Source organism: Rothia sp. QJM3NY_36 (assembly GCF_056173115.1).
Genome location: NZ_CM149658.1, coordinates 1,348,993 through 1,372,136 on the forward strand (window position 1 = coordinate 1,348,993; position 23,144 = coordinate 1,372,136).

Annotated in this window: 20 protein-coding genes and 2 tRNA genes; 7 read left to right on the forward strand and 15 right to left on the reverse strand. The window is 71.0% G+C overall.

Annotation, left to right across the window (positions count from 1 at the left end; translation table 11 throughout):
• Positions 1-99 precede the first annotated feature (99 nt).
• Positions 100-504 carry a DoxX family protein gene (locus AC0VXQ_RS05920; protein ID WP_196826167.1) on the forward strand — a complete coding sequence of 135 codons (405 nt, stop codon included), beginning with the start codon at positions 100-102 and terminating at the stop codon, positions 502-504.
• 64 nt (positions 505-568) lie between these two features.
• Here the strand turns inward: AC0VXQ_RS05920 and cobA are convergent, their stop codons facing one another.
• From cobA to AC0VXQ_RS05940, 4 genes are all read right to left on the reverse strand, one after another.
• Complete coding sequence (cobA, locus tag AC0VXQ_RS05925; protein WP_358292364.1) at positions 569-1,786, reverse strand: uroporphyrinogen-III C-methyltransferase; 1,218 nt, start codon at positions 1,784-1,786, stop codon at positions 569-571.
• Positions 1,783-3,498 (reverse strand): nitrite/sulfite reductase, encoded by a 1,716-nt coding sequence (locus tag AC0VXQ_RS05930; RefSeq protein WP_358292367.1) that lies wholly within the window; start codon positions 3,496-3,498, stop codon positions 1,783-1,785. Before AC0VXQ_RS05930 ends, cobA begins: the two co-directional genes overlap by 4 nt.
• Positions 3,499-3,671: 173 nt before the next feature.
• On the reverse strand, positions 3,672-4,487 hold the full coding sequence (locus AC0VXQ_RS05935) for a sirohydrochlorin chelatase (RefSeq protein WP_058730258.1): 816 nt from the start codon (positions 4,485-4,487) through the stop codon (positions 3,672-3,674).
• Entirely contained in the window at positions 4,484-5,260 is a 777-nt protein-coding gene (locus tag AC0VXQ_RS05940; protein WP_058730257.1) for an SDR family oxidoreductase, read from the reverse strand. The genes AC0VXQ_RS05935 and AC0VXQ_RS05940 overlap by 4 nt, the downstream gene beginning before the upstream one ends.
• 81 nt (positions 5,261-5,341) lie before the next feature.
• Here AC0VXQ_RS05940 and AC0VXQ_RS05945 point away from each other — a divergent pair, with 81 nt between their 5' ends.
• The 3 genes from AC0VXQ_RS05945 to AC0VXQ_RS05955 all read left to right on the forward strand — a co-directional run bounded on the left by AC0VXQ_RS05945 (position 5,342) and on the right by AC0VXQ_RS05955 (position 11,579).
• Positions 5,342-7,267, forward strand: a complete 1,926-nt coding sequence (locus tag AC0VXQ_RS05945) for a solute carrier family 23 protein (protein WP_058730256.1) — start codon at positions 5,342-5,344, stop codon at positions 7,265-7,267.
• A gap of 84 nt (positions 7,268-7,351) precedes the next feature.
• Positions 7,352-9,997: a valine--tRNA ligase gene (gene valS, locus AC0VXQ_RS05950; RefSeq protein ID WP_475527956.1), complete on the forward strand. Its 2,646-nt coding sequence runs from the start codon at positions 7,352-7,354 to the stop codon at positions 9,995-9,997.
• The gene (locus AC0VXQ_RS05955; RefSeq protein WP_475527957.1) at positions 9,987-11,579 is read left to right on the forward strand and encodes an LssY C-terminal domain-containing protein; all 1,593 of its coding nucleotides are present in this window, start codon (positions 9,987-9,989) and stop codon (positions 11,577-11,579) included. The genes valS and AC0VXQ_RS05955 overlap by 11 nt, the downstream gene beginning before the upstream one ends.
• Positions 11,580-11,693: 114 nt before the next feature.
• Here AC0VXQ_RS05955 and AC0VXQ_RS05960 read toward each other — a convergent pair whose 3' ends face one another.
• From AC0VXQ_RS05960 to AC0VXQ_RS06000, 9 genes are all read right to left on the reverse strand, one after another.
• On the reverse strand, positions 11,694-12,314 hold the full coding sequence (locus AC0VXQ_RS05960; RefSeq protein WP_058730255.1) for a mycothiol-dependent nitroreductase Rv2466c family protein: 621 nt from the start codon (positions 12,312-12,314) through the stop codon (positions 11,694-11,696).
• A 78-nt stretch (positions 12,315-12,392) separates the two neighbouring features.
• Entirely contained in the window at positions 12,393-12,530 is a 138-nt protein-coding gene (locus AC0VXQ_RS05965) for a hypothetical protein (protein WP_165590099.1), read from the reverse strand.
• 129 nt (positions 12,531-12,659) lie between these two features.
• Positions 12,660-12,851 carry a hypothetical protein gene (locus AC0VXQ_RS05970; RefSeq protein ID WP_058730254.1) on the reverse strand — a complete coding sequence of 64 codons (192 nt, stop codon included), beginning with the start codon at positions 12,849-12,851 and terminating at the stop codon, positions 12,660-12,662.
• A gap of 88 nt (positions 12,852-12,939) precedes the next feature.
• Positions 12,940-13,398 carry a hypothetical protein gene (locus tag AC0VXQ_RS05975; RefSeq protein WP_058730253.1) on the reverse strand — a complete coding sequence of 153 codons (459 nt, stop codon included), beginning with the start codon at positions 13,396-13,398 and terminating at the stop codon, positions 12,940-12,942.
• An 86-nt stretch (positions 13,399-13,484) separates the two neighbouring features.
• Entirely contained in the window at positions 13,485-14,780 is a 1,296-nt protein-coding gene (gene clpX / locus AC0VXQ_RS05980; protein WP_196826173.1) for an ATP-dependent Clp protease ATP-binding subunit ClpX, read from the reverse strand.
• Positions 14,781-14,970: 190 nt separating this feature from the next.
• Positions 14,971-15,645: an ATP-dependent Clp protease proteolytic subunit gene (locus AC0VXQ_RS05985; protein WP_058730251.1), complete on the reverse strand. Its 675-nt coding sequence runs from the start codon at positions 15,643-15,645 to the stop codon at positions 14,971-14,973.
• 55 nt (positions 15,646-15,700) lie between these two features.
• On the reverse strand, positions 15,701-16,336 hold the full coding sequence (locus tag AC0VXQ_RS05990) for an ATP-dependent Clp protease proteolytic subunit (RefSeq protein ID WP_311197657.1): 636 nt from the start codon (positions 16,334-16,336) through the stop codon (positions 15,701-15,703).
• 258 nt (positions 16,337-16,594) lie between these two features.
• Complete coding sequence (gene tig / locus AC0VXQ_RS05995; RefSeq protein ID WP_224799685.1) at positions 16,595-17,920, reverse strand: trigger factor; 1,326 nt, start codon at positions 17,918-17,920, stop codon at positions 16,595-16,597.
• A 163-nt stretch (positions 17,921-18,083) separates the two neighbouring features.
• Positions 18,084-18,156: transfer RNA gene (locus AC0VXQ_RS06000), tRNA-Pro, on the reverse strand.
• Between the two features lie 231 nt (positions 18,157-18,387).
• Here AC0VXQ_RS06000 and AC0VXQ_RS06005 point away from each other — a divergent pair.
• Positions 18,388-18,458 (forward strand) — tRNA-Gly (locus tag AC0VXQ_RS06005).
• 190 nt (positions 18,459-18,648) lie between these two features.
• On the opposite strand, the gene AC0VXQ_RS06010 is transcribed toward AC0VXQ_RS06005, so the two are convergent.
• The gene (locus tag AC0VXQ_RS06010) at positions 18,649-19,554 is read right to left on the reverse strand and encodes an Fpg/Nei family DNA glycosylase (protein WP_061225668.1); all 906 of its coding nucleotides are present in this window, start codon (positions 19,552-19,554) and stop codon (positions 18,649-18,651) included.
• Positions 19,547-20,041 carry a ribose-5-phosphate isomerase gene (locus AC0VXQ_RS06015; RefSeq protein WP_061225669.1) on the reverse strand — a complete coding sequence of 165 codons (495 nt, stop codon included), beginning with the start codon at positions 20,039-20,041 and terminating at the stop codon, positions 19,547-19,549. Before AC0VXQ_RS06015 ends, AC0VXQ_RS06010 begins: the two co-directional genes overlap by 8 nt.
• Before the next feature lie 166 nt (positions 20,042-20,207).
• On the opposite strand from AC0VXQ_RS06015, the gene pepN reads away from it, so the two are divergent.
• Together pepN and AC0VXQ_RS06025 are read left to right on the forward strand one after the other, a co-directional pair.
• Positions 20,208-22,754 carry an aminopeptidase N gene (gene pepN / locus AC0VXQ_RS06020; RefSeq protein WP_279752519.1) on the forward strand — a complete coding sequence of 849 codons (2,547 nt, stop codon included), beginning with the start codon at positions 20,208-20,210 and terminating at the stop codon, positions 22,752-22,754.
• A 6-nt stretch (positions 22,755-22,760) separates the two neighbouring features.
• A complete protein-coding gene (locus AC0VXQ_RS06025) occupies positions 22,761-23,141 on the forward strand; it encodes a globin (RefSeq protein ID WP_129357474.1) in 381 nt (126 codons plus the stop codon).
• The last annotated feature ends 3 nt before the right edge of the window (positions 23,142-23,144 follow it).

The window sequence follows — 23,144 nt, forward strand, 5'->3', positions numbered from 1 at the left end:
GCCGGTGATGGCCGGGTCATCGCACTGGCCCCAGTGTAGGCCCGCCCGCTCCGGGGTGTCTAACGCCGACCGCGCCCCCGCCGCGACTACGGTGGATGCATGGCCGATTCCCGCAAGACCCCGACCCCATCCGCCCACCCCCGCGCCGCACGGTCGGCCCGCCTCCAGGCCGGGGCGCTGACCGGGATGGGCCTGCTGCACTTCCTCCGCCCGGGTGCCTTCGACCCCCTGATTCCCCCGGCCCTTCCCGGCTCGGCCCGCGCCTGGACCTACGGCTCGGGGGCTGCGGAGCTCACCGTGGCCGCCCTGCTGGCCAGGCACCGCACGCGCCGGATCGGCGGGCGGGCGGCCGTCGGGCTCTACCTGGCGGTGTGGCCCGGCAACGTCCAGATGGCCTGGGATGCCCGGCACGACTCCCCCGCGCGCCGGATCATCACCCTGGCCCGCCTGCCGCTGCAGATCCCGATGATCCGCGCCGGCCTGCGGGTCGCGCGCGAGGCCTGAGGCACCCGCCCGCTGCCGCCCGGCTCGTCCCGCCCCGCCCGGCCCCTTCTGGTGTGGGCCGAGTTCAGTCGGTCGAGGCGCCCATCGCGGCCACGTCCCCGACGACGATCACCGCGGGGGCGCGCACCCCGCGCCGCCGAGCCAGCTGCGCGATGGTCTCCAGGGTGCCCACCGTGGTGCGCTGCTCGGGGGTCCAGCCGCGTTCGACGATCGCGACCGGGGTGAGCGGGTCGTGGCCCAGCTCGATCAGGTGCCGGGAGGTGTCGGCCAGTCGGCGCACGCCCATGAGCAGGATGAGAGTATGCGCCCTGTCGTGCGGGACCACCGGGAGCTCGGTGTGCGCGGTGACCACGCTGAAGCCGTGGGAGAGGTTCCGGTGGGTCACCGGGATGCCGGCCGCCGCCGGCACGGAGATGGCCGAGGTGATCCCGGGCACGACCTCCACGGGCACCCCGTGGGCCGCGCAGTATTCCTCCTCCTCGCCGCCGCGGCCGAAGACGAACGGGTCCCCGCCCTTCAGGCGGACGACCCGCAGGCCCTTCCGGGCCTCCTCCACGAGGGTCGCATTGATCCGGTCCTGGGTGACCTTGTGGTACCCGGCGCGTTTGCCGACGTCGATGATCCGGGCGTGCTCGGCCAGGCGCGGCAGCAGATCCACCGGACCGAGCCGATCGGCCACGACGACGTCGGCCTCGGCCAGCAGGTGCCGCCCGCGCACGGTGAGCAGCCCGGGGTCCCCCGGCCCGCCGCCGACCAGCGCCACGGTGCCGGGCGGCTGCCGCGCCTCATCCGGGGCTTCCCGCACCTGCGCCCGCCGGGCCCGGACCGGGGCCTCCCCCGTCTCCAGGCGCGCCTGGATCCAGGCGGCCACGGCCTTCGCACGGGCGGGGTCCGCGGCGGCGTTGACGCCCACGCTGACCCCGTGCGCCCGCGCCGCGGCCGCGGACCACGCGGTCGAGGCCTGGGGATCGCCGCCGATCACGGCGAAGATCCGACGGCTCTCGGCGGCCTCGGCCAGCTCCCGCTGGACCCGCGGGCTGCCCGTGTGGGCGAACAGGAGCCACACCCCGTCCAGATCCGCGGCCGCGGCCCGGCGCCGGTGCCACACCAGGTGGGGGTCCTGATCGGCCAGACGCGCCAGCTCCTCGGTGACCTCCGGGGCCACCAGCAGCACCCGGGCCCGCTCGATCAGCAGGGCCCGGACCCGCCGCTCGGCCACCGGGCCGCCGCCGGCAACGAGCACCGTCCGACCCGCCAGCCGCAGGCCGACGGGCAGGCTCACGCCACCAGCTCCTCGTCCGCGGTGCGCGCCCAGTCCGCGAAGCCCTGCTCGGGGTCCTCCCGGTGCTTCAGGTAGGAGCGCACGAGGCGCTCCACGTACTCGGCGATGCCCGTGGCCGGGACCTTCAGCCCGCGCACGGTGCGCCCGGTGACCCCGCCGTCGTTGGTGTGCCCGGACAGCTCCCCGCCGAGGTGCACCTGGAAGCCGGGCACCTGCTCCCCGGCGTCGTCGGTGATGATCTGGCCCTTCAGCCCGATGTCGGCGGTCTGGATCCGGGCGCAGGAGTTGGGGCAGCCGTTGATGTGCAGGGTCAGCTGCTCGGGCAGCCGATCGGCGACGTCGGTCAGGCGCTCATCCAGGTCCCGGATGACCCCCTCGGCGGTGTCCTTGGTGTCCACGATCGCCAGCTTGCAGAACTGGATGCCGGTGCAGGCCATCGTGGTGCGGCGGAACAGCGACGGCCGGGCCTCCAGGCCGATCTCCCGGGCCGCCGCGACGAAGGGCTCGACGTCCTCCTCTGGCAGGTCCAGGACCACGATCTTCTGGTAGGGGGTCAGCCGCAGCCGCCGCGAGCCGTGGGCCTGCATGAGCTCGGCCAGGCGGTTCAGCATCGTCCCGCCCACGCGCCCGACCATCGGGGACAGCCCGACGTAGTATCGGCCGTCCTTCTGCCGATGCACCCCGACGTGATCGCCGGTGCGGGTCGGGCGCTGGGGGGCGGGCCCGTCCGGCAGACGCCAGCCGAGGTACTCCTGCTCCAGGACCTCGCGGAAGCGCTCCGGACCCCAGTCGGCCATGAGGAACTTCAGCCGGGCCCGGTTGCGCAGGCGGCGGTAGCCGTAGTCCCGGAAGATGCTGGTCACCCCGTGCCAGACCTCGGCCGCGTGCTCCGGGGCGACGAAGGCGCCCAGGCGCTGGGCGAGATGGGCGTTGGTGGACAGCCCGCCGCCGACCCACAGGTCATAGCCGGCCCCCAGCTCGGGGTGGACCACCCCGACCAGCGAGATGTCGTTGATCTCGTGCACCACGTCCTGGCTGGGGTGACCGGTCACGGCGGTCTTGAACTTGCGCGGCAGGTTGGACAGCTCGGGGTCCCCGATGAAGCGCTCCTTGATCTCCCGGATGGTCGGGGTGGGATCCAGGATCTCCTCGGCGGCCACTCCGGCCACGGGCGAGCCGAGGATCACGCGGGAGACGTCCCCGCAGGCCTCCGTCGTGGACAGGCCCACGGACTCCAGACGCCGCCAGATCTCCGGGGCGTCCTCGATCTGCACCCAGTGCAGCTGGATGTTCTGCCGATCCGTGACGTCCGCGGTGCCGCGGCCGAACTCCTCGGAGATCCCCGCGATCACGCGCAGCTGCTCCAGGGTCAGCGCACCGCCGTCGATGCGCACCCGCATCATGAAGTACCGGTCCTCCAGCTCGGAGGTCTCCAGCTTGGCGGTGCGCCCGCCGTCGATGCCGGGGCGGCGCTGGGTGTACAGCCCCCACCACCGGAACCGGCCGTGCAGGTCGTCATCGGCGATCGCGTTGAATCCCTCGCGGGCGTAGACGGACTCGATGCGCTCCCGCACGTTGAGTCCGTCGTCCTCGAGCTTGAACTCCTCGTTGTGGTTCAGCGGGGCGCGTCCGTCGATCTTCCACTGGCCGTTCGGTTTGGCGGCGCGCTTGCGCTTCGGGGTGGGCTGCGCAGCCGGTGCGGTACCTGACATGGTTCGACCCTAGGGAACCCCCGCGGTGAGCGGAAAAATCGGCTCAACACGGAACAACGCGGGGACGCGCGGCGTCATCTGAGGTGATCCGAGCGAAACATGATGCCGCGCGAGCACCCCGGGGCGCGCGTCCGGCGAGGCGGGGGCCGCCCGGGGCGCCGTCGGTGCCGGGATCAGGTGGATTGGGTCTCGACCTCGACCTCGCCGCCCCCGGCGGCGGCCGCGGCCCGGCGCAGGGCCAGCAGGGCGACGGCGCGCAGCCCCGCCTCGTCCTCGGCCTCCACCAGGGGTCCGGCCAGGCGCTGCGGACCGGCGGCGGCCAGCCGGTCCTGGAAGGTCCCCGGGGTGAGCAGATAGGAGGAGCAGGCCACCGCATCCGCCTCGCTGCCGGCGGCGCGCACGACCTCGGCGATGCTGGGCCGGCCGGCGCCGTAGCCCAGGTGCACCGGCAGGCCCAGGGCATCGGCGAGCAGGTCCCGCTGCCGGGCGGCGGCCCGCCGGCCGGCGGTCACCGAGGAGCCGGCCGCCCCCATGACGACGGCGCCCGGCTCCACCTCGGGGCTCCACCCGGCCTCTCGCAGCCGCCGCACCTGCAGGGCCGCCAAAACCGGGTCCGGGCCCAGGGCCCGGGCCACGACCATGCCGTGTCCGCGGCGCAGTCCGGGATGCCGCCGGGCAGCGTTCTGCAGATCCACCCGCGTGTGGTAGCCGGTGGACAGCAGCAGCGGCTGGATGACCCCCGGGCGATCAGGGGGCAGGGCGCCGACCACCGCGTCGGCGGAGGGCTCCTGCACGTCCACCGAGGCGGCGTGCACCGGTCCGGGGGCGAGGGAGCGGATCGCATCCACCAGGGCGGCCATGGTCCGCTGGCCCAGCGCGCTGCGGGTGCCATGCCCGCACACCACCAGGTGCACCCCGGACAGGGCCCGCCGCTCGTCCGGGTCCAGCGGGTCCTGGGTGTCCGGCCGGGCCGGCCGGTGCCCGCTCACGAGGGGTCCCGGCGGATGACCTTGTGCTGGGCGGCCTGGGCCACCGGGCGCAGGGTCACGGTGTCCAGGGCGATGTGGTGCGGCAGGGTCACGGCCAGGACGTTGACGCGGGCGACGTCCTCGGCGGTCAGCGGCTGCTCGACCCCGCGGTACACGGCATCGGCGGCTTCCCGGGAGCCCAGCCGGTTCAGGGAGAACTCCTCGGTGCGCACCATCCCCGGGCGGATCTCGATCACGCGCACGTTGTGCTCGGCCTCCTCCAGGCGCAGCGCCTCGGTCAGGCCGCGCTCGGCGAACTTCGCGGCGTTGTAGCCGCCGCCGCCCTCGTAGCCGGCCTCCGCGGCGGTGGAGGTCAGATTCAGCACGGTGCCGCGCCCGTTGGCGCGCAGGTCCGGCAGGAAGGCGCGGACGGTGTTCAGGGTGCCCAGGACGTTGACCTCGTACATGGCCCGCCAGTCCTCGGGATCGCCGTCGGCCACGGCGTCCATGCCGATCGCGCCGCCGGAGATGTTCAGCAGCGCGTCCAGCGGTCCGTGCTCCCGCCGCACCCGCTCGGCCAGGGCCGCCACCGCCTCGGGATCGGTGACGTCCAGGGGGTGCGGGATCACCCCGGTCTGCTCGGCCAGCTCCTCCAGGCGCTCGGCGCGGCGGGCCGCGGCGTACACGGTCCAGCCCTCGGCGCGCAGCTGACGGGCTGTCTCCCGCCCGATCCCGGAAGACGCTCCGGTGACGACGGCGGTGCGGGTGGTGCTCGATGCGGTGGTCTCGCTCATGTCCCCCACCCTAGCGACGCCCGGATGACGATCGTGTGACCCGGACGATGGGAGGCTTTCTGCGGCGGTACCCTCGATGGGGTGAGCCTCCCTGCATCCGCGCCCGTGCGCCACCCGGTCGACCGCGTCCCTCCGTTCCCCCGCCTGGCGGCGCTGGGCGTCCAGCACGTCCTGGCATTCTACGCCGGCGCGGTGATCGTGCCGCTGCTGATCGCCCAGTCCCTGCACCTGGATGCGGCCACGACGATCCACCTGATCAACGCGGATCTGCTGACCTGCGGTCTGGCCACCCTGATCCAGTCGGTGGGTCTGGGTCGCCGGGTCGGGGTGCGCCTGCCCATCATCCAGGGCGTCACCACCACCGCCGTCGCCCCGATCATCGCGATCGGGCTGGGGGCCACGGACGGGCGCGGCGGCGTCGAGGGCCTGCCGATGATCTACGGGGCCGTGATCGTCTCCGGACTGTTCACGTTCTTCGCCGCCCCGGTCTTCTCCCGGCTGCTGCGCTTCTTCCCGCCGGTGGTCACCGGCTCGGTGCTGCTGTGCATGGGCACCTCGCTGCTGGCGGTCTCCGCGAACGACGTCGTGGACCACGCCCAGGACGCCCCGGACGCCAGGGCCATCGCCTACGCCGCGGGCACCCTGCTGGTGATCGTGCTGGTCCAGCGCTTCTTCCACGGGTTCCTGGGCACCCTCGCGGTGCTGATCGGGCTGGTGGCCGGCACCGCGGTCGCCCTGCTGCTGGGCGATGCCCACCTGGACGAGGTGGGTCGGGCCGATGCCCTGGGCATCACGACCCCCTTCTACTTCGGCATCCCGCAGTTCAGCGTCTCGGCGATCCTCATGATGGTCATCGTCATGATGATCACCATGGTGGAGACCACCGGGGACGTGTTCGCCACCGGGGAGATCGTGAAGAAGCGGATCCGGGCGAAGGACGTGACCGCGGCGATCCGGGCCGACGGCGTCTCCACGACCCTGGGCGGGGTGCTGAACTCCTTCCCGTACACCTGCTTCGCCCAGAACGTGGGCCTGGTGCGCATCACCGGGGTGAAATCCCGGTGGGTGGCCGCGGCCGCGGCGGTCCTGATGATCGTGCTCGGGCTGCTGCCCAAGGCCGGGGCCGTCGTCGCCTCGATCCCCTCGCCGGTGCTGGGTGCTGCCTCCCTGGCGCTGTTCGCCAACGTCGCGTGGGTGGGGATGCAGACCATCGGGCGGGCGGACATGTCCGACAACCGCAACGCGGTGATCGTCACGACCGCCCTGTCGCTGGCGATGCTGGTGACCTTCAAGCCGGAGATCGCCCAGGTGCTGCCCTCCTGGGCGCAGATCCTGCTCTCCTCCGGGATGATCGCCGGGTCCATCACGGCCATCGTGCTGAACCTGCTGTTCTTCCACGTGGGTCGCCAGAGCGGCGGGCTCATCGCTCGCTCCCCGGAGGGCGAGGGTCTGACCCTGGAGCAGATCAACGCCCTGGACCGGGAGGGCTTCGTGCGCGCCCTGGGTGAGCTGTTCAACCGCGAGACCTGGCCGCTGGAGCAGGCCTGGGAGTCCCGACCCTTCGCCGACGTCGCCGCGCTGCGCGAGGCGATTCAGGTGGCCGTGCTCACCGCGCCCCGCCAGCGGCGCGAGGCCCTGATCCACGACTACCCGGACATGGCCCAGCTGATCACCGCCCCCGAGGAGGAGCACGCCCGGATCTCCCGGGACCGCGGCTCCCTGGGGCTGGAGGACCTGGACGATGCGCAGCTGGCGGCCCTGCAGGAGCTGGCCGCCCAGTACCGCGAGCGCTTCGGGATGCCGTGGGTGGCGTACCTGTCCACCACGGATTCGGTGGATCGGGTGCTGCGCTCGGGGGTGCGGCGCCTGGCCAACTCGGCCGCGCAGGAGCACCGGGTGGCGCTGACACAGATCGTGGAGATCGCCAACGACCGCTTCGACGCGCTGCTGGCCGGGGCGAATCCGGTGCGGGCCTCCTGGGATCGGAAGTTCACCGAGCTGGACTGACCGGGCCGGAGCCGATCCGGACCGGGTGGAGCCGGGCCCGGTGGGCCGACGGCTCACGGTGGCGTGCGTGAGACAATGGGCGGCATGGCTGAGATCAACCAGGGCACAGACGCGCCCGCACGCACCACCGTCCCCGACAAGCCCGGACTGGAGGGCCTGGAGGAGAAGTACTCGCAGGCCTGGCGGAAGGCCGGGACCTATGCCTTCGACGCGCAGACCAGCCGCGAGCAGGTCTACTCCATCGACACTCCCCCGCCCACGGCGTCGGGCTCCCTGCACGTGGGACACATGTTCTCCTACACGCAGACGGATGTGATCGCCCGCTACCAGCGGATGCACGGGAAGAACGTGTTCTACCCGCTGGGCTGGGACGATAACGGCCTGCCGACCGAGCGGCGGGTGCAGAACTACTACGGGGTGCGCTGCGACCCGTCGAAGCCGTACGTGGAGGGGTATCGCCCGCCGGAGAAGCCGGCGCGCAACCAGCGGGACTGGGATGTGATCTCCCGGCAGAACTTCATCGAGCTGTGCGAGGAGCTGGCGGTCGAAGACGAGAAGGTCTTCGAGCACCTGTTCATGACCCTGGGCCTGTCCGTGGACTGGGATCGCACGTATCGGACCATCGACGCCCATTCCCGCCGGGTTTCCCAGCGGGCGTTCCTGCGGGATCTGGCGGCCGGCAACGCCTACATGGCCGAGGCCCCGACCATGTGGGACGTCACCTTCCGCACCGCGGTGGCCCAGGCGGAGCTGGAGGACAAGGAGCGCGAGGGCGCCTACCACCGGATCTCCTTCCACCGGCCCGACGGGCAGAAGGTGTGGATCGAGACCACCCGCCCGGAGCTGCTGCCCTCCTGTGTGGCCCTGGTGGCGCACCCGGAGGATGAGCGGTACCGAGAGCTGTTCGGCACCACCGTGACCTCGCCGCTGTTCGGCGTCGAGGTTCCGGTGAAGGCCCACGAGCTGGCGCAGCCGGACAAGGGCGCGGGGATCGCGATGATCTGCACCTTCGGCGACACCACGGACGTGACCTGGTGGCGGGAGCTGGATCTGCCGACCCGCGCGCTGATCGGCCGGGACGGGCGCTTCGCCCGGGAGGTCCCGGAATGGATCACCGACAAGGACGCCCGGGCCCGCTACGAGCGGATCGCCGGGGCCACCGTGTTCACCGCGCAGAAGACCGTGGTGGAGATGCTCGGGGAGAACGGGGAGATGGAGGGTGAGCCGCGGCGGATCACCCACCCGGTGAAGTTCTACGAGAAGGGGGACAAGCCCCTGGAGATCGTGACCTCCCGGCAGTGGTACCTGCGCAACGGCGGTCGCGACGAGGACCGGCGGAGGACGATGATCGAGCGGGGCCGGGAGATCTCCTGGCACCCCGCGTTCATGCGCAGCCGGTACGAGAACTGGGTGGAGGGCCTGAACGGGGACTGGCTGGTCTCCCGCCAGCGGTTCTTCGGCGTGCCCTTCCCCGTGTGGTACCCGGTGGATGAGCACGGGGAGCCGGACTACTCCTCCCCCGTCCTGCCCGCCGAAGAGCAGCTGCCGGTGGATCCGGCCGCGCAGGCTCCGGCCGGCTACGCCGAGGATCAGCGGGATCAGCCCGGCGGGTTCACCGCGGACCCGGATGTGCTGGACACCTGGGCCACCTCCTCCCTGACCCCGCAGATCGCGACCGGGTGGGGCGAGGACGACGGGCTGCACGCCAGCACGTTCCCGATGGATCTGCGTCCGCAGGGCCACGACATCATCCGCACCTGGCTGTTCTCCACCGCGGTGCGCGCGGATTCCCTGGAGGATTCCGTGCCGTGGCGGCACACGGCCCTGTCCGGGTGGATCCTGGATCCGGACCGGAAGAAGATGTCCAAGTCCAAGGGCAACGTGGTGGTGCCCCACGAGGTGCTGGACAAGTACGGGGCCGACGCCGTGCGCTACTGGGCCGCCTCGGCCCGCCTCGGGGCGGACACCGCCTACGACGAGGGGCAGATGAAGATCGGCCGGCGTCTGGCGATCAAGCTGCTCAACGCCTCCAAGTTCGTGCTCATGCAGGGGGTCACCGCGGATTCGGTGATCGGCCGCGGCGCGGACGCGACGGTGGTGGTCAACGGGCTGGATCGGGCCCTGCTGGCCCGGCTGGAGCAGGTGGTGCGGGAGGCCACGCAGGCCTTCGAGGACTACGAGTACGCCAAGGCCCTGCAGCTGACCGAGACCTTCTTCTGGACCTTCACGGATGACTACGTGGAGCTGGTCAAGGACCGGGCCTACGGCGGGCGCGGTGAGGCCGAGCAGGCCTCGGTGCACGCGGCGCTGGCCACGACCCTGGACGCGCTGCTGCGGCTGTTCGCCCCGTTCCTGCCCTTCGCCACGGAGGAGGTGTGGTCCTGGTGGCGCGGCGGCGTCGAGCAGGGCGCCTCGGTGCACCGGGCCGAGTGGCCGAGCACGCAGGCTTACGCGGGCGTGACCGGGCAGGCGGAGGTCCTCGACGTCGTCGGCCGCGCCCTGTCCGGGGTGCGCAAGGCCAAGTCCGAGGCGAAGGTCAAGCAGCGCACCGAGGTCCTCGAGGCCACCGTGCGCGCCGAGCAGGCCGTGCTGGACCTGCTGGCCGAGGGCGCGGAGGACCTGAAGGCCGCGGGCAACGTCCGCGAGCTGCGGCTGCTCGCGCAGACCGGAGCGGAGCTGGCCGTGGCCTCGGTGCACCTGGCCGCCGAGGACGCCGCCGATGCCCGCTGAGCGCTCCGAGACCGAGCAGCCGCGCCCGGCGGTCGAGGCGGAAGCCTCGCCCGCCGGGCGCGGCCCGTCCCGCTACGCCACCTCCGAGGGCCGCGGGCGGGACCCGCACTACCCCGAGTACCAGGGGGATACGGATCAGACTCAGCAGACCCGCTTGCAGCAGCAGCTGCAGGACGAGCGGCGCCTGATCGACGACTGGCCGGACAAGGTCTACTTCATCCTGGCCGGGCTCGCCTCGATCTGGCTGGCCGTGGTGGCCCTGACCCAGGCCGTGCACATGAGCTGGTGGTCGGTGCTGTTCATCCTGATCTTCTGGGGGCTGGCGGCGTACCTGGCCCTGCCGCGTTTCCACCGGATCATGACGACCATCTACGTCCCGGACTACTTCTTCGGCCGCACCCAGACCGGTGACGGCCTGCTCGGGGATCCGGTGAACCTGGCGTTCCTGGCGGAGGAGGACGACATCCACGAGGCGATGCGCCGGGCCGGGTGGACGATGGCGGAGCCGGTGACGCTGAAGAGCTCGTGGCAGATCATCATCTCCTCGCTGACCAAGCGCTCCTACCCGTCCGCGCCGGTCTCCCCGCTGCTGCTGTTCGGGCGCCGCCAGGATTTCGCGTACCAGCAGGAGGTGGACGGCAACCCGTCCAAGCGCCATCACGTGCGCTTCTGGAAGACCCCGGAGGACTGGATGCTGCCGGGCGGGCAGCGGGCGGACTGGGTCGCGGCCGCGACCTACGACAACGCCGTCGGGCTGTCCCTGTTCACCCTGCAGGTCACCCACAAGGTGGATGCGGCCACGGACCTGGAGCGGGATTACGTGGTCCAGACGCTTGGCTACACCAGCCCCGAGGCTTCGGTCCGGGTGCTGGAGGGGTTCATGAGCGGGTACAACTCCCGCAACGGCGGCGGGGACCAGATCCGCACGGACGGGAACCTGCCCATCGTGGACCTGGACGAGGTGGTGCCCGGGGACCACGAGGAGGATTCCGGGGAGCAGGCCCGCGGGCCGCGCGGACACCGGAACCTCTCCCAGCTGGCCGAGAAGGCGCCGCCGCAGGTCTGGCTGGCCGGGGCGCTGGTCTCGCTGGTGGCCCTGCTGCAGATGGGACGCAGCCTGTACCGGCTGTTCACCCCGGAGTTCACCCGGTCGGTGCGCGAGCAGCGGCTGATCGACGCGGCGGAGGCCTTCGCCGCGGACACGGGCAGCGACCTGTGGGATGTGACCCTTGCGCTGGTGACGGCGGCGATCGCCGTGATCGCGCTGGTGCAGGTGCTGCTGGCGATCAACGTGGTGCGCGGGCGGTACCGGGCCCGGCAGATCAGCCTGGCCCTGCTGCTGGTCAGCTTCGTGGCCACCGCGGTGGAGGTGTTCAACGGGACGGCGGACTCCTCGATCACCTACGCGGTGTTCGTGGTGATGGCCAGCCAGGTGTTCGCGATGATCGAGTACACCTCGGATGACGCGATCAACTACACGTGGGCGGCCCGCCAGACGCTGCGCCGGCGCAAGGCGCAGAAGCGGAAGGATCGGCGCGAGACCCGGAGCGCGGCGCGCGGCGGATCCTCCGACCGGGGGTGAGCCCCGGCGGGCACGAGGGCGCGGGAGCCGCCCCGATGCGCGCAGGCCCCGGCCGCCCTTCCCGGGATCGGGAATCGGCGGCCGGGGCCTTCGCTCGCGGCGGGGTCGGGCGGCTCAGTCGAACTGCGGTCCGCGGGTGCGGGAGCGCTTCAGCTCGAAGAACCCCTCGTAGGAGGCCAGGGCGAGCGCCCCGTCCCAGACCTTTCCGGCCTCCTCGCCCGTCGGCGCCGGGGACATGACGGGGCCGAAGAACGCCGCACCTTCCAACGCGATGATGGGCACGCCGACGTCGTCTCCGACCAGCTTCAGCGCGCGGGCGTTGGAGGCGCGCAGGGCGTCGTCGTAGGTGTCCTTCTCGGCCTCCTCGGCCAGCTCCGCCGGCAGCCCGGTCTGCTCCAGGGCCCGCTCGATGGCCTCGCGGAGGCGCTTGGTCTCGTCCTGCTCCCCGGTGTTCTCCGGGTGGATCGCGGTGCCGACGGCGTCGTAGAAGGCCTTGACCTTCTCCTGCCCCTGGGTCTCGCGCACGGCCATGGCCACGCGGGCCGGTCCCCGGGAGCGGTCCAGGTGGGCGCGGTAGTCGGCGGGGATGTCCTTGTCCTCGTTGAGGAGGCTCAGGCTGAAGGGATTCCAGGTGACCTCGACGTCGCGGATGCCCCCCACCTCGGTCATCCAGCGGGAGGTCATCCAGGCCCACGGGCAGATGGGATCGAACCAGTACTCGACCTTCTCGGTCATGGCGTGTGCTCCTTCTCGGGTCGCGTCGGGCCCCTTCCGGGGCCGCTGCCGTCCAGCACAGCCGCGCAGGAACCCCGATTATTCCCCGGCGGCGCTCCGACTGCGCAGCTGGCGCAGCTCCCAGCGGAAGCAGAGCGCCGCCGCGATCACCCCGACGGCCAGCTCCGCCCCGAGGATGATCCCGTCCACCGCGGTCACCGCCCCGCCGAGAAGCACGATGAGGCCGAACAGCGCCAGGCAGGCCAGCCAGGCGCCCAGCCCGCAGCCGATCCGCCAGCCGATCGCTTGCGGGCTGGTGCGGCGGTAGCGGGTTTAGGTGACCTCGGGGATCCATCGATTCATGGCTCACTCGATGAGGACGCCCACGACCACGGCCACGGCGAGGCCCAGCAGGGAGGACGGCGCGATCCACGGGTCATCCCCGCGGAACGCGGTCCACACCAGCACGGCCGCGACCACGCCGAGCGGCTGGGCGAGCCCGCGCAGCCCCAGCTTCCAGGGGGCCGGCGCCTCAGGTGCGGAGGGCGGGCTCATCATCAGGCCGTCTCCTCTCGGCGTGCTGTGATCTCCAGAACAACAGAGGTGGAACCGGAGAGTCAAGGCCGGTCCCGCCCCGGGCACGCGGCTAGAGGGAGGGCGACGCGTCGTCCCGCTCCCTCGCGATCTCCTCCATCCGGCGCACCCCGGCGAGGTAGGACACAGCGGAGAACACCGCCATGGCCGCGAGGACGATGATCATCAGGGTCGCGTTGCCGAAGATGCTGAAGCGGTAGGTCGCCGCGGTGCGGCTGACGATGAAGGCCGCTGCGATCCACGCGGTGACGAACAGGAACGGGACGAGGGCCCGCCAGAGGATCATCCGGCGGGAGGAGTACTTGGCCCGCTCCAGCTCGGGGTCCTTCGCATCGGCCAGCGTCCGCGGCAGCAGCGCCAGACCCGCCACGAAGCCGATCACGATCGGCACCAGCGCCCAGTTCTGGGAGCGCTCCTGCGGGATGCCCAGGACGACGCCGAGAAAGATCGCCGACGTCGTGAGAAACGGGGACCCGTATTCGCGGATCAGGACCTTGGGGATGCTGTGCACGATGCTGCGGACTCCTTGCGTTCATGGATGAGGTCTGACGACGGGATCGGCCGGAACAGTGTCCCGGTACCCTCGGACCGGGAAACTCAGGAGGCGCTCTTGCGCTGCGCCTCGAGCTCCTCCCGAGTGATGATCTCCGGCTCGCTCTGCCCGCGCACGGCCTCGGCGGTGACCACCACCTCGGCGACGTCCTCGCGGGAGGGGATCTCGAACATCACCGGCTGCAGCAGCTCCTCCATGATGGCGCGCAGACCGCGCGCCCCGGTGCCGCGGGAGATGGCCAGGCGGGCGATCTCCCGCACGGCGTCGTCCGTGAAGTGCAGGCGGACGTCGTCGAAGGAGAACATCCGCTGGTACTGCTTGGCCAGGGCGTTGCGCGGCTCGGTAAGCACCCGAGCCAGGTCCTCCTCCCCCAGCTCGGACAGGCTGGCCAGCACCGGCAGGCGCCCGATGAACTCCGGGATCAGCCCGAACTTCAGCAGATCCTCCGGCAGCAGCTTCTGCAGGATGTCCGTCTCCTGGGCTGCCTGCTCGATGGGAGCGCCGAAGCCGATGCCCTTCTTCCCGACGCGCGCCCCCACGATCTCCTCCAGGCCCGCGAAGGCACCGGCGACGATGAACAGGACGTTGGTGGTGTCGATCTGCACGAAGTCCTGCTGCGGGTGCTTGCGCCCGCCCTGGGGCGGCACGGCGGCGACGGTGCCCTCGAGGATCTTCAGCAGCGCCTGCTGCACCCCCTCCCCGGAGACGTCGCGGGTGATCGAGGGGTTCTCGGACTTGCGGGAGATCTTGTCGATCTCATCGATGTAGATGATCCCGGTCTCGGCCTTCTTCACGTCCCCGTCCGCGGCCTGGATCAGCTTGAGCAGGATGTTCTCCACGTCCTCGCCGACGTAGCCGGCCTCCGTCAGGCTCGTGGCATCGGCGACGGCGAAGGGCACGTTCAGCTTCTGCGCCAGCGTCTGGGCGAGGTAGGTCTTCCCGGAGCCGGTGGGCCCGACCAGCAGGATGTTGGACTTGGCGATGTCCACGTCCTCACCGCCGGAGGCCAGCAGCTGCTGACCGCTCACGGGGGTCGCGGAGTCCTTGGCCCGGATCCGCTTGTAGTGGTTGTACACCGCCACCGCGAGGGCCCGCTTGGCCGGGTCCTGGCCGATCACGTACTCCTGCAGGAACTCGTAGATCTCCCGCGGCTTGGGCAGCTCCGCGGAGGCCAGCTCCGTGACCTCGCTGAGCTCCTCCTCGATGATCTCGTTGCACAGCTCGATGCACTCATCGCAGATGTACACCCCGGGGCCGGCGATGAGCTTGCGGACCTGCTTCTGGGATTTGCCGCAGAAGTTGCACTTGAGCAGGTCGGCGGTCTCACCGAGACGGGACATGGTTCCTCACTTCACGCGGCGACGAGGGCGGGATGCGCGGGCGGTGGGCCCGCTCGCGCGCAGGGTCCGGGCCGCCGTCGGGCGGGCGCATCGGATACCAGGCTACCGGCTACGACGCCCCCGCGTCTGCCCTGTTGCGCAGGGTGTGGATATGACGCGGGGGCGCTGCGAGATGACGGATCCGAACGGATCAGTCCTGGGTGTTGATCTGCGGCTTGTTGATCTTGCGCGACTCCAGGACCTGGTCGATCAGGCCGTACTCCTGGGCGTCCTTGGCGGTGAGGATCTTGTCCCGCTCGATGTCCTTGTTGACCTGCTGGCTGGTCTTGTTCGAATGCAGGGCCAGGGTGTCCTCCAGCCAGGTGCGCATGCGCATGACCTCGTTGGCGTGGATCTCGATGTCCGAGGCCTGCCCGCCCTGCTGCCCGGCCAGGGCCGGCTGGTGGATGAGCACGCGGGCGTTGGGCAGGGCCAGGCGCTTGCCGGGGGTGCCGGCGGCCAGCAGGACCGACGCCGCGGAGGCCGCCTGCCCCAGGCACACGGTCTGGATCTCCGGGCGGATGTACTGCATCGTGTCGTAGATCGCGGTCATCGCGGTGAAGGAGCCACCCGGGGAGTTGATGTACATGACGATGTCCCGGTCCGGGTCCTGGGCCTCCAGGACCAGCAGCTGGGCCATGATGTCATCGGCCGAGGCGTCGTCGACCTGCACGCCGAGGAAGATGATGCGGTCCTCGAACAGCTTGGCGTAGGGGTCCTGGCGCTTGTAGCCGTACGGGGTGCGCTCCTCGAAGGAGGGCAGCACGTACCGGTCGGTGGGCATGGTCAGGCCGGAAGCCTGGGCCTGCGGGGAGGTGAAGTTCATGGAAGTCTCGTGTCTCCTGGGAAGAAGTGGGGTGTGCGTGGCGGACCGGGGAGGTTCAGGAGTCCTTCAGGGTCCCGCCGCCGCCGGAGACGGAGCCGGCGGACTGGGCGATGTGGTCGAAGAAGCCGTAGACCAGGGCCTCCTGGGCGGTGAACCAGTTGTCCCGGTCGTTGTCCTCGAGGATCTGCTCCACGGACTTGCCGGTCTGCTGCGCGGTCAGCTCGGCCATGCGCTTCTTCATGTCCAGGATCAGCTCGGCCTGGGTGCGAATGTCCGAGGCGGTGCCGCCGATGCCGCCGGAGGGCTGGTGCATCAGGATCCGGGCGTTGGGGGTCGCGTAACGCTTGCCCGGGGTCCCGGAGGAGAGCAGGAACTGCCCCATCGAGGCGGCCATGCCGGTGGCGATGGTCACGACGTCGTTGGGGATCAGCTGCATCGTGTCGTAGATGGCCATCCCGGCGGTGATGGATCCGCCCGGGGAGTTGATGTACAGGTAGATGTCCGCCTGCGGGTCCTCCGCGGAGAGCAGGAGCATCTGGGAGCAGATCAGGTTGGCGTTGTCATCGCGCACATCCGAGCCGAGCCAGATGATGCGCTCCTTGAGCAGGCGGTTGTAGACGTGGTCGTCCTGACCGCGGGGCTCGCGGCTCATCTGCGGGGCCGAACCGTGGGCGGAAAGCTGCTGTGCCATCGGTGGTGTGTCCTCTTCTCGTCGCTGAGCGGCAGGCCCCCGTCCACCCGGGACGGGGCGTCGGCGGGGGCCTTCTCCGCTGGTGTCTGTCTACGACAGTAGTAGGCCGACGCCCGCGCGCCCACGGGTGCCCGAGCCAGTTCGCTGTTGGCTTGCCGGGGGCTGGACGGCAGAACGACGCCGCCCCGAGCCCCTCCTCAAGGCGGGAGGGGGTCGGGGCAGCGTCGTCGCTCAGCGAGCGCGAAGGGGCGGAGGGGATCAGTCCTGCTGGGCGGTCTCCTCGGCGGTCTCCTGCTCGCCCTGCGGGTTGAGGTAGGAGCTCAGGTCCACGGCGTTGCCTGAGGCGTCCACGACCTCGGCCTGCTCCAGCACCTTGGCCAGAGCCTTGGAGCGGCGGACCTCGCCGACCATCATCCCGGCCTGCCCGGAGGAGTCCAGCATCTGGGCGAACTGGTTGGGGTCCATGCCGTACTGGGAGGACATCGTGATGATGTAGTCGATCAGCTCGGCCTGCTCGACGCCGATCTCCTCCTTCTCGGCGATCGCGTCGAGGATGACCTCGTTGCGGAAGGCCCGCTCGGTGTTCTCCCGGACCTCGGCGCGGTGCTCCTCGGAGTCGTGGTCGGCCTCGGCGTTGGGGTTGGAGAAGTGCTGCTCGACCTGCTCGTCGATGACCTTCTCCGGCACCGGGACCTCGACCAGCTCGACCAGGCGGTCCAGGGCCTTGTCCCGGGCCTCGGCGCCCTGCTCGGCGACCTTGGCCTGGGCGGCCTGCTTCTTCAGGTCCTCCTTCAGCTCGTCGATCGTGTCGAACTCGGAGGCCATCTGGGCGAAGTCGTCGTCGGCCTCGGGCAGCTCGCGCTCCTTGACGGCGCTCAGCTTGACCTTCACGGTGGCGTCCTCGCCGGAGTGCTCACCGCCGGCCAGCTGGGTCTCGAAGGTCGCATCCTCCCCGGCGGACAGGCCGGTGAGGGCCTCATCCAGGCCCTCGAGCATGGTGCCGGCACCCACCTGGTAGGACAGGTCGTTGGCCGCGTCGACCTCCTCGCCGTCGATCGTTGCCTGCAGGTCCAGGGTCACGAAGTCGTCCTCGGCGGCCGGGCGGTCCACGGCCTTCAGGGTGCCGAAGCGGGAGCGCAGCTCGTCCAGGGCCTTCTGCTCGTCCTCGGCGGTGACTTCGGCGTCGGCGACCTCGACCTTCAGCCCGGTGTACTCGGGAAGTTCGATCTCGGGGCGCACGGTGACCTCCAGGGAGACCTGGATGTCCTTCTCGCGCGCGTCAGACTCGGGCTTGGCTACGACGTCGACCTCGGGCTGGGCCAGCGGGGTCAGCTCGTTCTCGGCCAGGGCCTGCTGGTAGAAGCCGTTGAGGGCGTCGTTCAGGGCGTTCTCCACGACGAAGTCGTAGCCGACGCGCTGGTCGATCAGCGCCGCGGGGACCTTGCCCTTGCGGAAGCCGGGCAGCTGGATCTGGTTGGCCAGGTCCTTGTAGGTCTTGGTGAGAAACGGCTTGAACTCCTCGAAGGGCACATCGACCTGGATCTTGGCCAGGGTGGGGTTCTGCTTCTCGACGGTGGTCTTCACGTCCGTTGGTCTCCTACGGGTCGTCTTGGATGGAGCCCGCGCGGATGCCCGAGCGGGCGGGTTGCGGCGTGCTCGCCTACACGGCGGGATGCGCCGCGCACGTGTGATCGGAGAAGGGCCGCGCGAACGCCGCGTCGACGTCGCAGATCCGGCCCCTCCACCGTCGGGGTGACAGGACTCGAACCTGCGATCTCCTGCTCCCAAAGCAGGCGCGCTAGCCACTGCGCTACACCCCGTCAGCCTCAGGTCAGTTTAGCGTCTCGCCCTCGCATTGCGAATCATGCTCGCTCGGCCTCCTCACCGCATCCACCCGGAACGGCCACCGCAGGGCCCGCGCCCCGTCTCCTGTGGGTGGTGCTGGTGCCGCCCGGAGCGCGCCAGCGGATTTGACGCCCGGCGAGCCGGTGGTGTTCGATGAGGTGGTCCGCCGAGGCCCCCCGTTCCGGGGTCGGTTCCTCGCGCAGCGCGGGGATGTAGCTTAATGGTAAAGCCTCAGTCTTCCAAACTGATGACGCGGGTTCGATTCCCGTCATCCCCTCTCACGGCCCCGTCACCCTCCGGTGGCGGGGCTTCGTCGTCTCCTGACGCCGGTCGCGACGCCGCCGAGACCGTACGGTGCGGCCCAGACCGTACGACCGTGCCGAGACCGCACCCGTCGGGTCCGGTCTCGGCACCCTCGTACGGTCTCGGCGTGTGTGCGGTCTCGGGGTCCTCGCCTCCGGGGCCGCTCAGCGCGGGGCCTGGCAGACGGTGCACCAGTAGAGCTTGCGCCCACCCAGGTCCTCCACGACGATCGCGTCCTGTCCGCAGACCCGGCAGGGGCGTCCGTGGCGCAGGTAGACGTAGTTGGCGTGCTCGCGCCAGGCTCGCTCGGCCGGCACCCCGGGCCGGTGCTCCGGGGCGGTGGTCACGATCCGGCCCAGCCGCACGGCGGCCTCCATGAGGGTGACGTTGTCCCGCCACAGCAGCTCCAGCCGCTCCCGCGGGACCCGGGCTGCCGGGGTGTGCGGGTGCTGACCGGCCCGGAACAGGCTCTCCGCGCGGAAGATGTTCCCGATGCCGGCCACCGCCTTCTGATCCATCAGCACCGCGCCGATGGGTCGGGAGGTCGCAGCCGCCGCGGCGTAGAACGGCTCGGGGTCGGCCTGCGGGTCCAGGGGGTCCGGGCCCAGCTGGGCGTCCAGGGCCGCCACCCCGGCGGGTTCCAGGACCCGGCAGATCGTGGCCCCCACCAGGTCCGCGTAGCCGTGCTCCCCCACCAGGCGCACCCGGGTGGTGGGTCGCGGGGCCGGCGGCCCGGCGTAGGCGGCCGGGGCGTCGTCTGCCTCGGTGCCGGCGGTCTCCCGCTCGGCCATCCGTCGGGGCGCCCCGATCGAGGAGGCGGCGGCGAAGGTCTCATCCCCGCCGAAGGTCCACGCCCCGTACATCCCCAGGTGCACGTTGAGGGTGAGGTCGTTGTCGAAGCCGAGGAAGAAGTGCTTGCCGTGGGCCCGGGAGGTGATCGCCCGCGCCCCGTCCAGCAGGGCGGCTCCCTGGGCGAAGCGCCCCTGGGGGCTGGAGACCCGCAGGGTCTGGCCGAGGAAGCCCTCCGCGAAGCGGCGGGCGACCCGGTGGATCGAGTGGCCCTCAGGCATCCGCGTCCAGAACGCTGCCGGCGATCCCCCCGGTGCGCTCGTACTCGCCGATCTGGCCGATGCGGCGCACGTGCCGCTCGTCGCCGCTGAACGGGGTGGACAGGAAGACGCGGATGATCTGCAGGGCCTCCTCCTTCTGGTGCTGGCGTCCACCCACCGCGGCGATCTGCGCGTCGTTGTGCTCCCGGGCCAGTGCCGCGGTCGTCTCGCTCCAGATCAGGGCCGCGCGGATGCCGGGCACCTTGTTCGCGGCCATCTGCTCGCCGTTGCCGGAGCCCCCGAGCACGATCCCGAGGGCCTCGCGCCCGGCGTCGAGGTCCCGGCGCACGGCGATGGCGGCGTCGATGCAGAACGCCGGGTAGTCATCCTGCGGGTCATAGGTCTGCGGCCCGTGGTCGACCAGCTCGTGGCCGTCGGAGGTGAGGCTGTCCACCAGGTAGCGGCTGAGCTCCAGCCCGGCGTGGTCGGTGGCGATGTGGATGCGCAACGTCGCTGCTCGCTTCCTCGGTCGCGGCCTCCGCGAAGCGGCGGGGCCTGTGCGGTGCTAGGGGTGTGGGCCGCATGGGGCCCGGCCCCGCCCACACTACCCGGTGGGGTGTAATACCCTGAGAGTCAGGTTGAAACCGCTGTCCCCGATGAAAGGCCACGCGCCCATGCCCGGAATGAATCTGACGCGCCAGGAGGCGGCCGAGCGCGCCGACGTCGTCACCCGCGTGCACTCCTATGACATCCGCCTGGACCTGACCGGGTCCGCCCGGACCTTCGCCTCGACCACCACCGTCGTGTTCGACGCCGTGCCGGGTTCCTCCACGTTCATCGACGCGGTCACCGACTCGGTGCAGCGGGTGCGCCTGAACGGGCGGGACCTGGATCCCGCGGAGGTCTCCGACGGGGTGCGCATCCAGCTGCCGGAGCTGGCCGAGAGCAACGAGCTGACCGTCGAGGCCCAAGCCCTGTACACCAACACCGGCGAGGGCCTGCACCGCTTCGTGGACCCGGTGGACGACGAGGTCTACCTCTACACCCAGTTCGAGGTGCCCGATTCCCGGCGCATGTACGCCGTCTTCGAGCAGCCGGACCTGAAGGCCGAGTTCACCTTCACCGTCACCGCTCCGGCCGCCTGGACGGTGATCTCCAACCAGCCGGTGGACTCCCGCGAGGAGCAGGGCGAGCAGGCGGTGTGGCGCTTCCGCCCCACCCCCCGGATCTCCTCCTACATCACCGCCCTGGTGGCCGGGCCCTACGCCAAGGTCTCGGATTCCCTGACCAACGCCGAGGGCCGGGAGATCCCCCTGGACCTCTACGCCCGGCGCTCCCTGATCGAGCACCTGGACGCGGAGGACATCTTCACCCTGACCAAGCAGGGCTTCGCGTTCTACGAGGAGCAGTTCGGGGTCCCCTACCCCTTCGAGAAGTACGACCAGCTGTTCGTCCCCGAGTTCAACGCCGGGGCGATGGAGAACGCCGGGTGCGTGACCATGCTGGAGGACTACATCTTCCGCTCCAAGCCCACCGAGGCCATGGTGGAGCGCCGGGCCATCACCGTCCTGCACGAGCTGGCGCACATGTGGTTCGGGGACCTGGTGACCATGAAGTGGTGGAACGACCTGTGGCTCAACGAGTCCTTCGCCGAGTTCATGTCCCACCTGGCGGCCGTGTCCAACACCCGGTTCACCCACGCCTGGACCACCTTCGGCGCCTCGGAGAAGACCTGGGCCTACCGCCAGGACCAGCTGCCCTCGACCCACCCGATCGTCGCCCCGATCAACGACCTGCAGGATGTGCAGGTCAACTTCGACGGCATCACCTACGCCAAGGGCGCCTCCGTGCTGCGCCAGCTGGTGGCCTGGGTGGGCCAGGAGGAGTTCATGCGGGCGCTGCGCTCCTACTTCGAGAAGCACTCCTGGTCCAACGCGACCCTGGCGGATCTGCTCGCGGAGCTGGAGTCCACCAGCGGGCGCGAGCTGGATTCCTGGTCCAAGGTCTGGCTGGAGACGGCCGGGGTCAACACCCTGACCCCCTCCATCACCGCCGCCGAGGACGGCACCCTGGAGTCCGTGGAGGTCATCCAGACCGCCCCGAACGACTACCCGACCCTGCGTCCGCACCGGATGACCGCCGGGTTCTACGACCTGCGGGACGGGAAGCTGGTGCGCACCCACCGGGTGGAGTTCGACGTCGAGGGCGAGCGCACCGCGATCCCCGGCGTCGCCGGGCGGGCCCGCCCGGATCTGATCCTGCTCAACGACGAGGACCTCGCCTACGCCAAGGTCCGGCTGGATGAGCGCTCCTTCGATACGGCCGTGGCGCACCTGCGCGACTTCGAGGAGTCCCTGCCGCGCGCCGTCGTGTGGGGGGCGGCCTGGGACGGCACCCGGGACGGGCAGATCCCGGCCCGGCAGTTCGTGGACCTGGTGCTGAACAACATCGACGCGGAGACGGACTCCACCTCGATCATGACGCAGCTGCGCAACCTGGCTACGACCCTGAAGATGTACGTGCGCTCGGATGCCCAGGAGGCCACCCGGGAGAAGGCCGCACAGCGGCTGTGGGAGATCGCCCAGTCCGCCCCGGCCGGGTCGGACCGCCAGCTGCAGTTCGTGCAGGCCTTCGCCGCCCACGCCACCACGGAGGAGCAGAAGGACACCGTGCGCGCGCTGCTGGAGGGTCAGCAGCGGCTGGAGGGCCTGGAGATCGACCGAGACCTGGCCTGGCGTCTGCTGATCGCGCTGGCCGCGGCCGGGCGGGCCGACGAGGCGGAGATCGACGCCGCCGCGGCCGAGGACAACACCTCCACCGGCGCCCAGAAGGCCGCCCAGGCGAAGGCCGCGATCCCCACCGCGGAGGCCAAGAACCGGGTGTGGGAGCAGGTGGTGGAGCACCACGACCTGCCCAACGTCATCCAGCGCTCCGCGATCATGGGGTTCAACGCGACCACCAAGAGCTCCCTGCTGCGCCCGTTCATCCCCCGCTACTTCGCCGCGATCGAGCGGGTCTGGCAGGAGCTGTCCCACGAGATCTCCCAGCAGATCATCACCGGGCTGTTCCCCCAGGTGGTGGACCGGGACGTGCTGGAGGCCTCGGAGCAGTTCCTCAGCCAGCTCGGCGAGGGCCGGGACTCCCTGCGCCGCCAGGTGATCGAGGGGCGCGACGGCATCGAGCGGGCCCTGCGGGTGCAGGCCGCGGACGTCATCGGCTGACGAATCGTGAGCGCCCCGAGCCTATATGAGCAGATCGGCGGGCACGCGGCCTTCCAGCGGCTCACCCGGGAGTTCTACTCCCGGGTGGCCGCGGACCCGGAGTTCGCCGCGATGTACCCGGAGGAGGACCTGGAGCCGGCCCGGGTGCGCCTGGAGATGTTCCTGGAGCAGTACTTCGGCGGGCCCACCACCTACGGGCAGCTGCGCGGACACCCGCGGCTGCGGATGCGCCACGCCCCCTTCCGCATCGACTCCGCGGCCCGGCAGACCTGGCTGCGATTCATGCGCGAATCCCTGGACACCCTCGAGCTGCCGCAGATGCTGGACGGGCTGATGTGGGACTACTTCCAGCGGGCCGCCGTCGCGATGACGAACACCCCCGGATAGCCG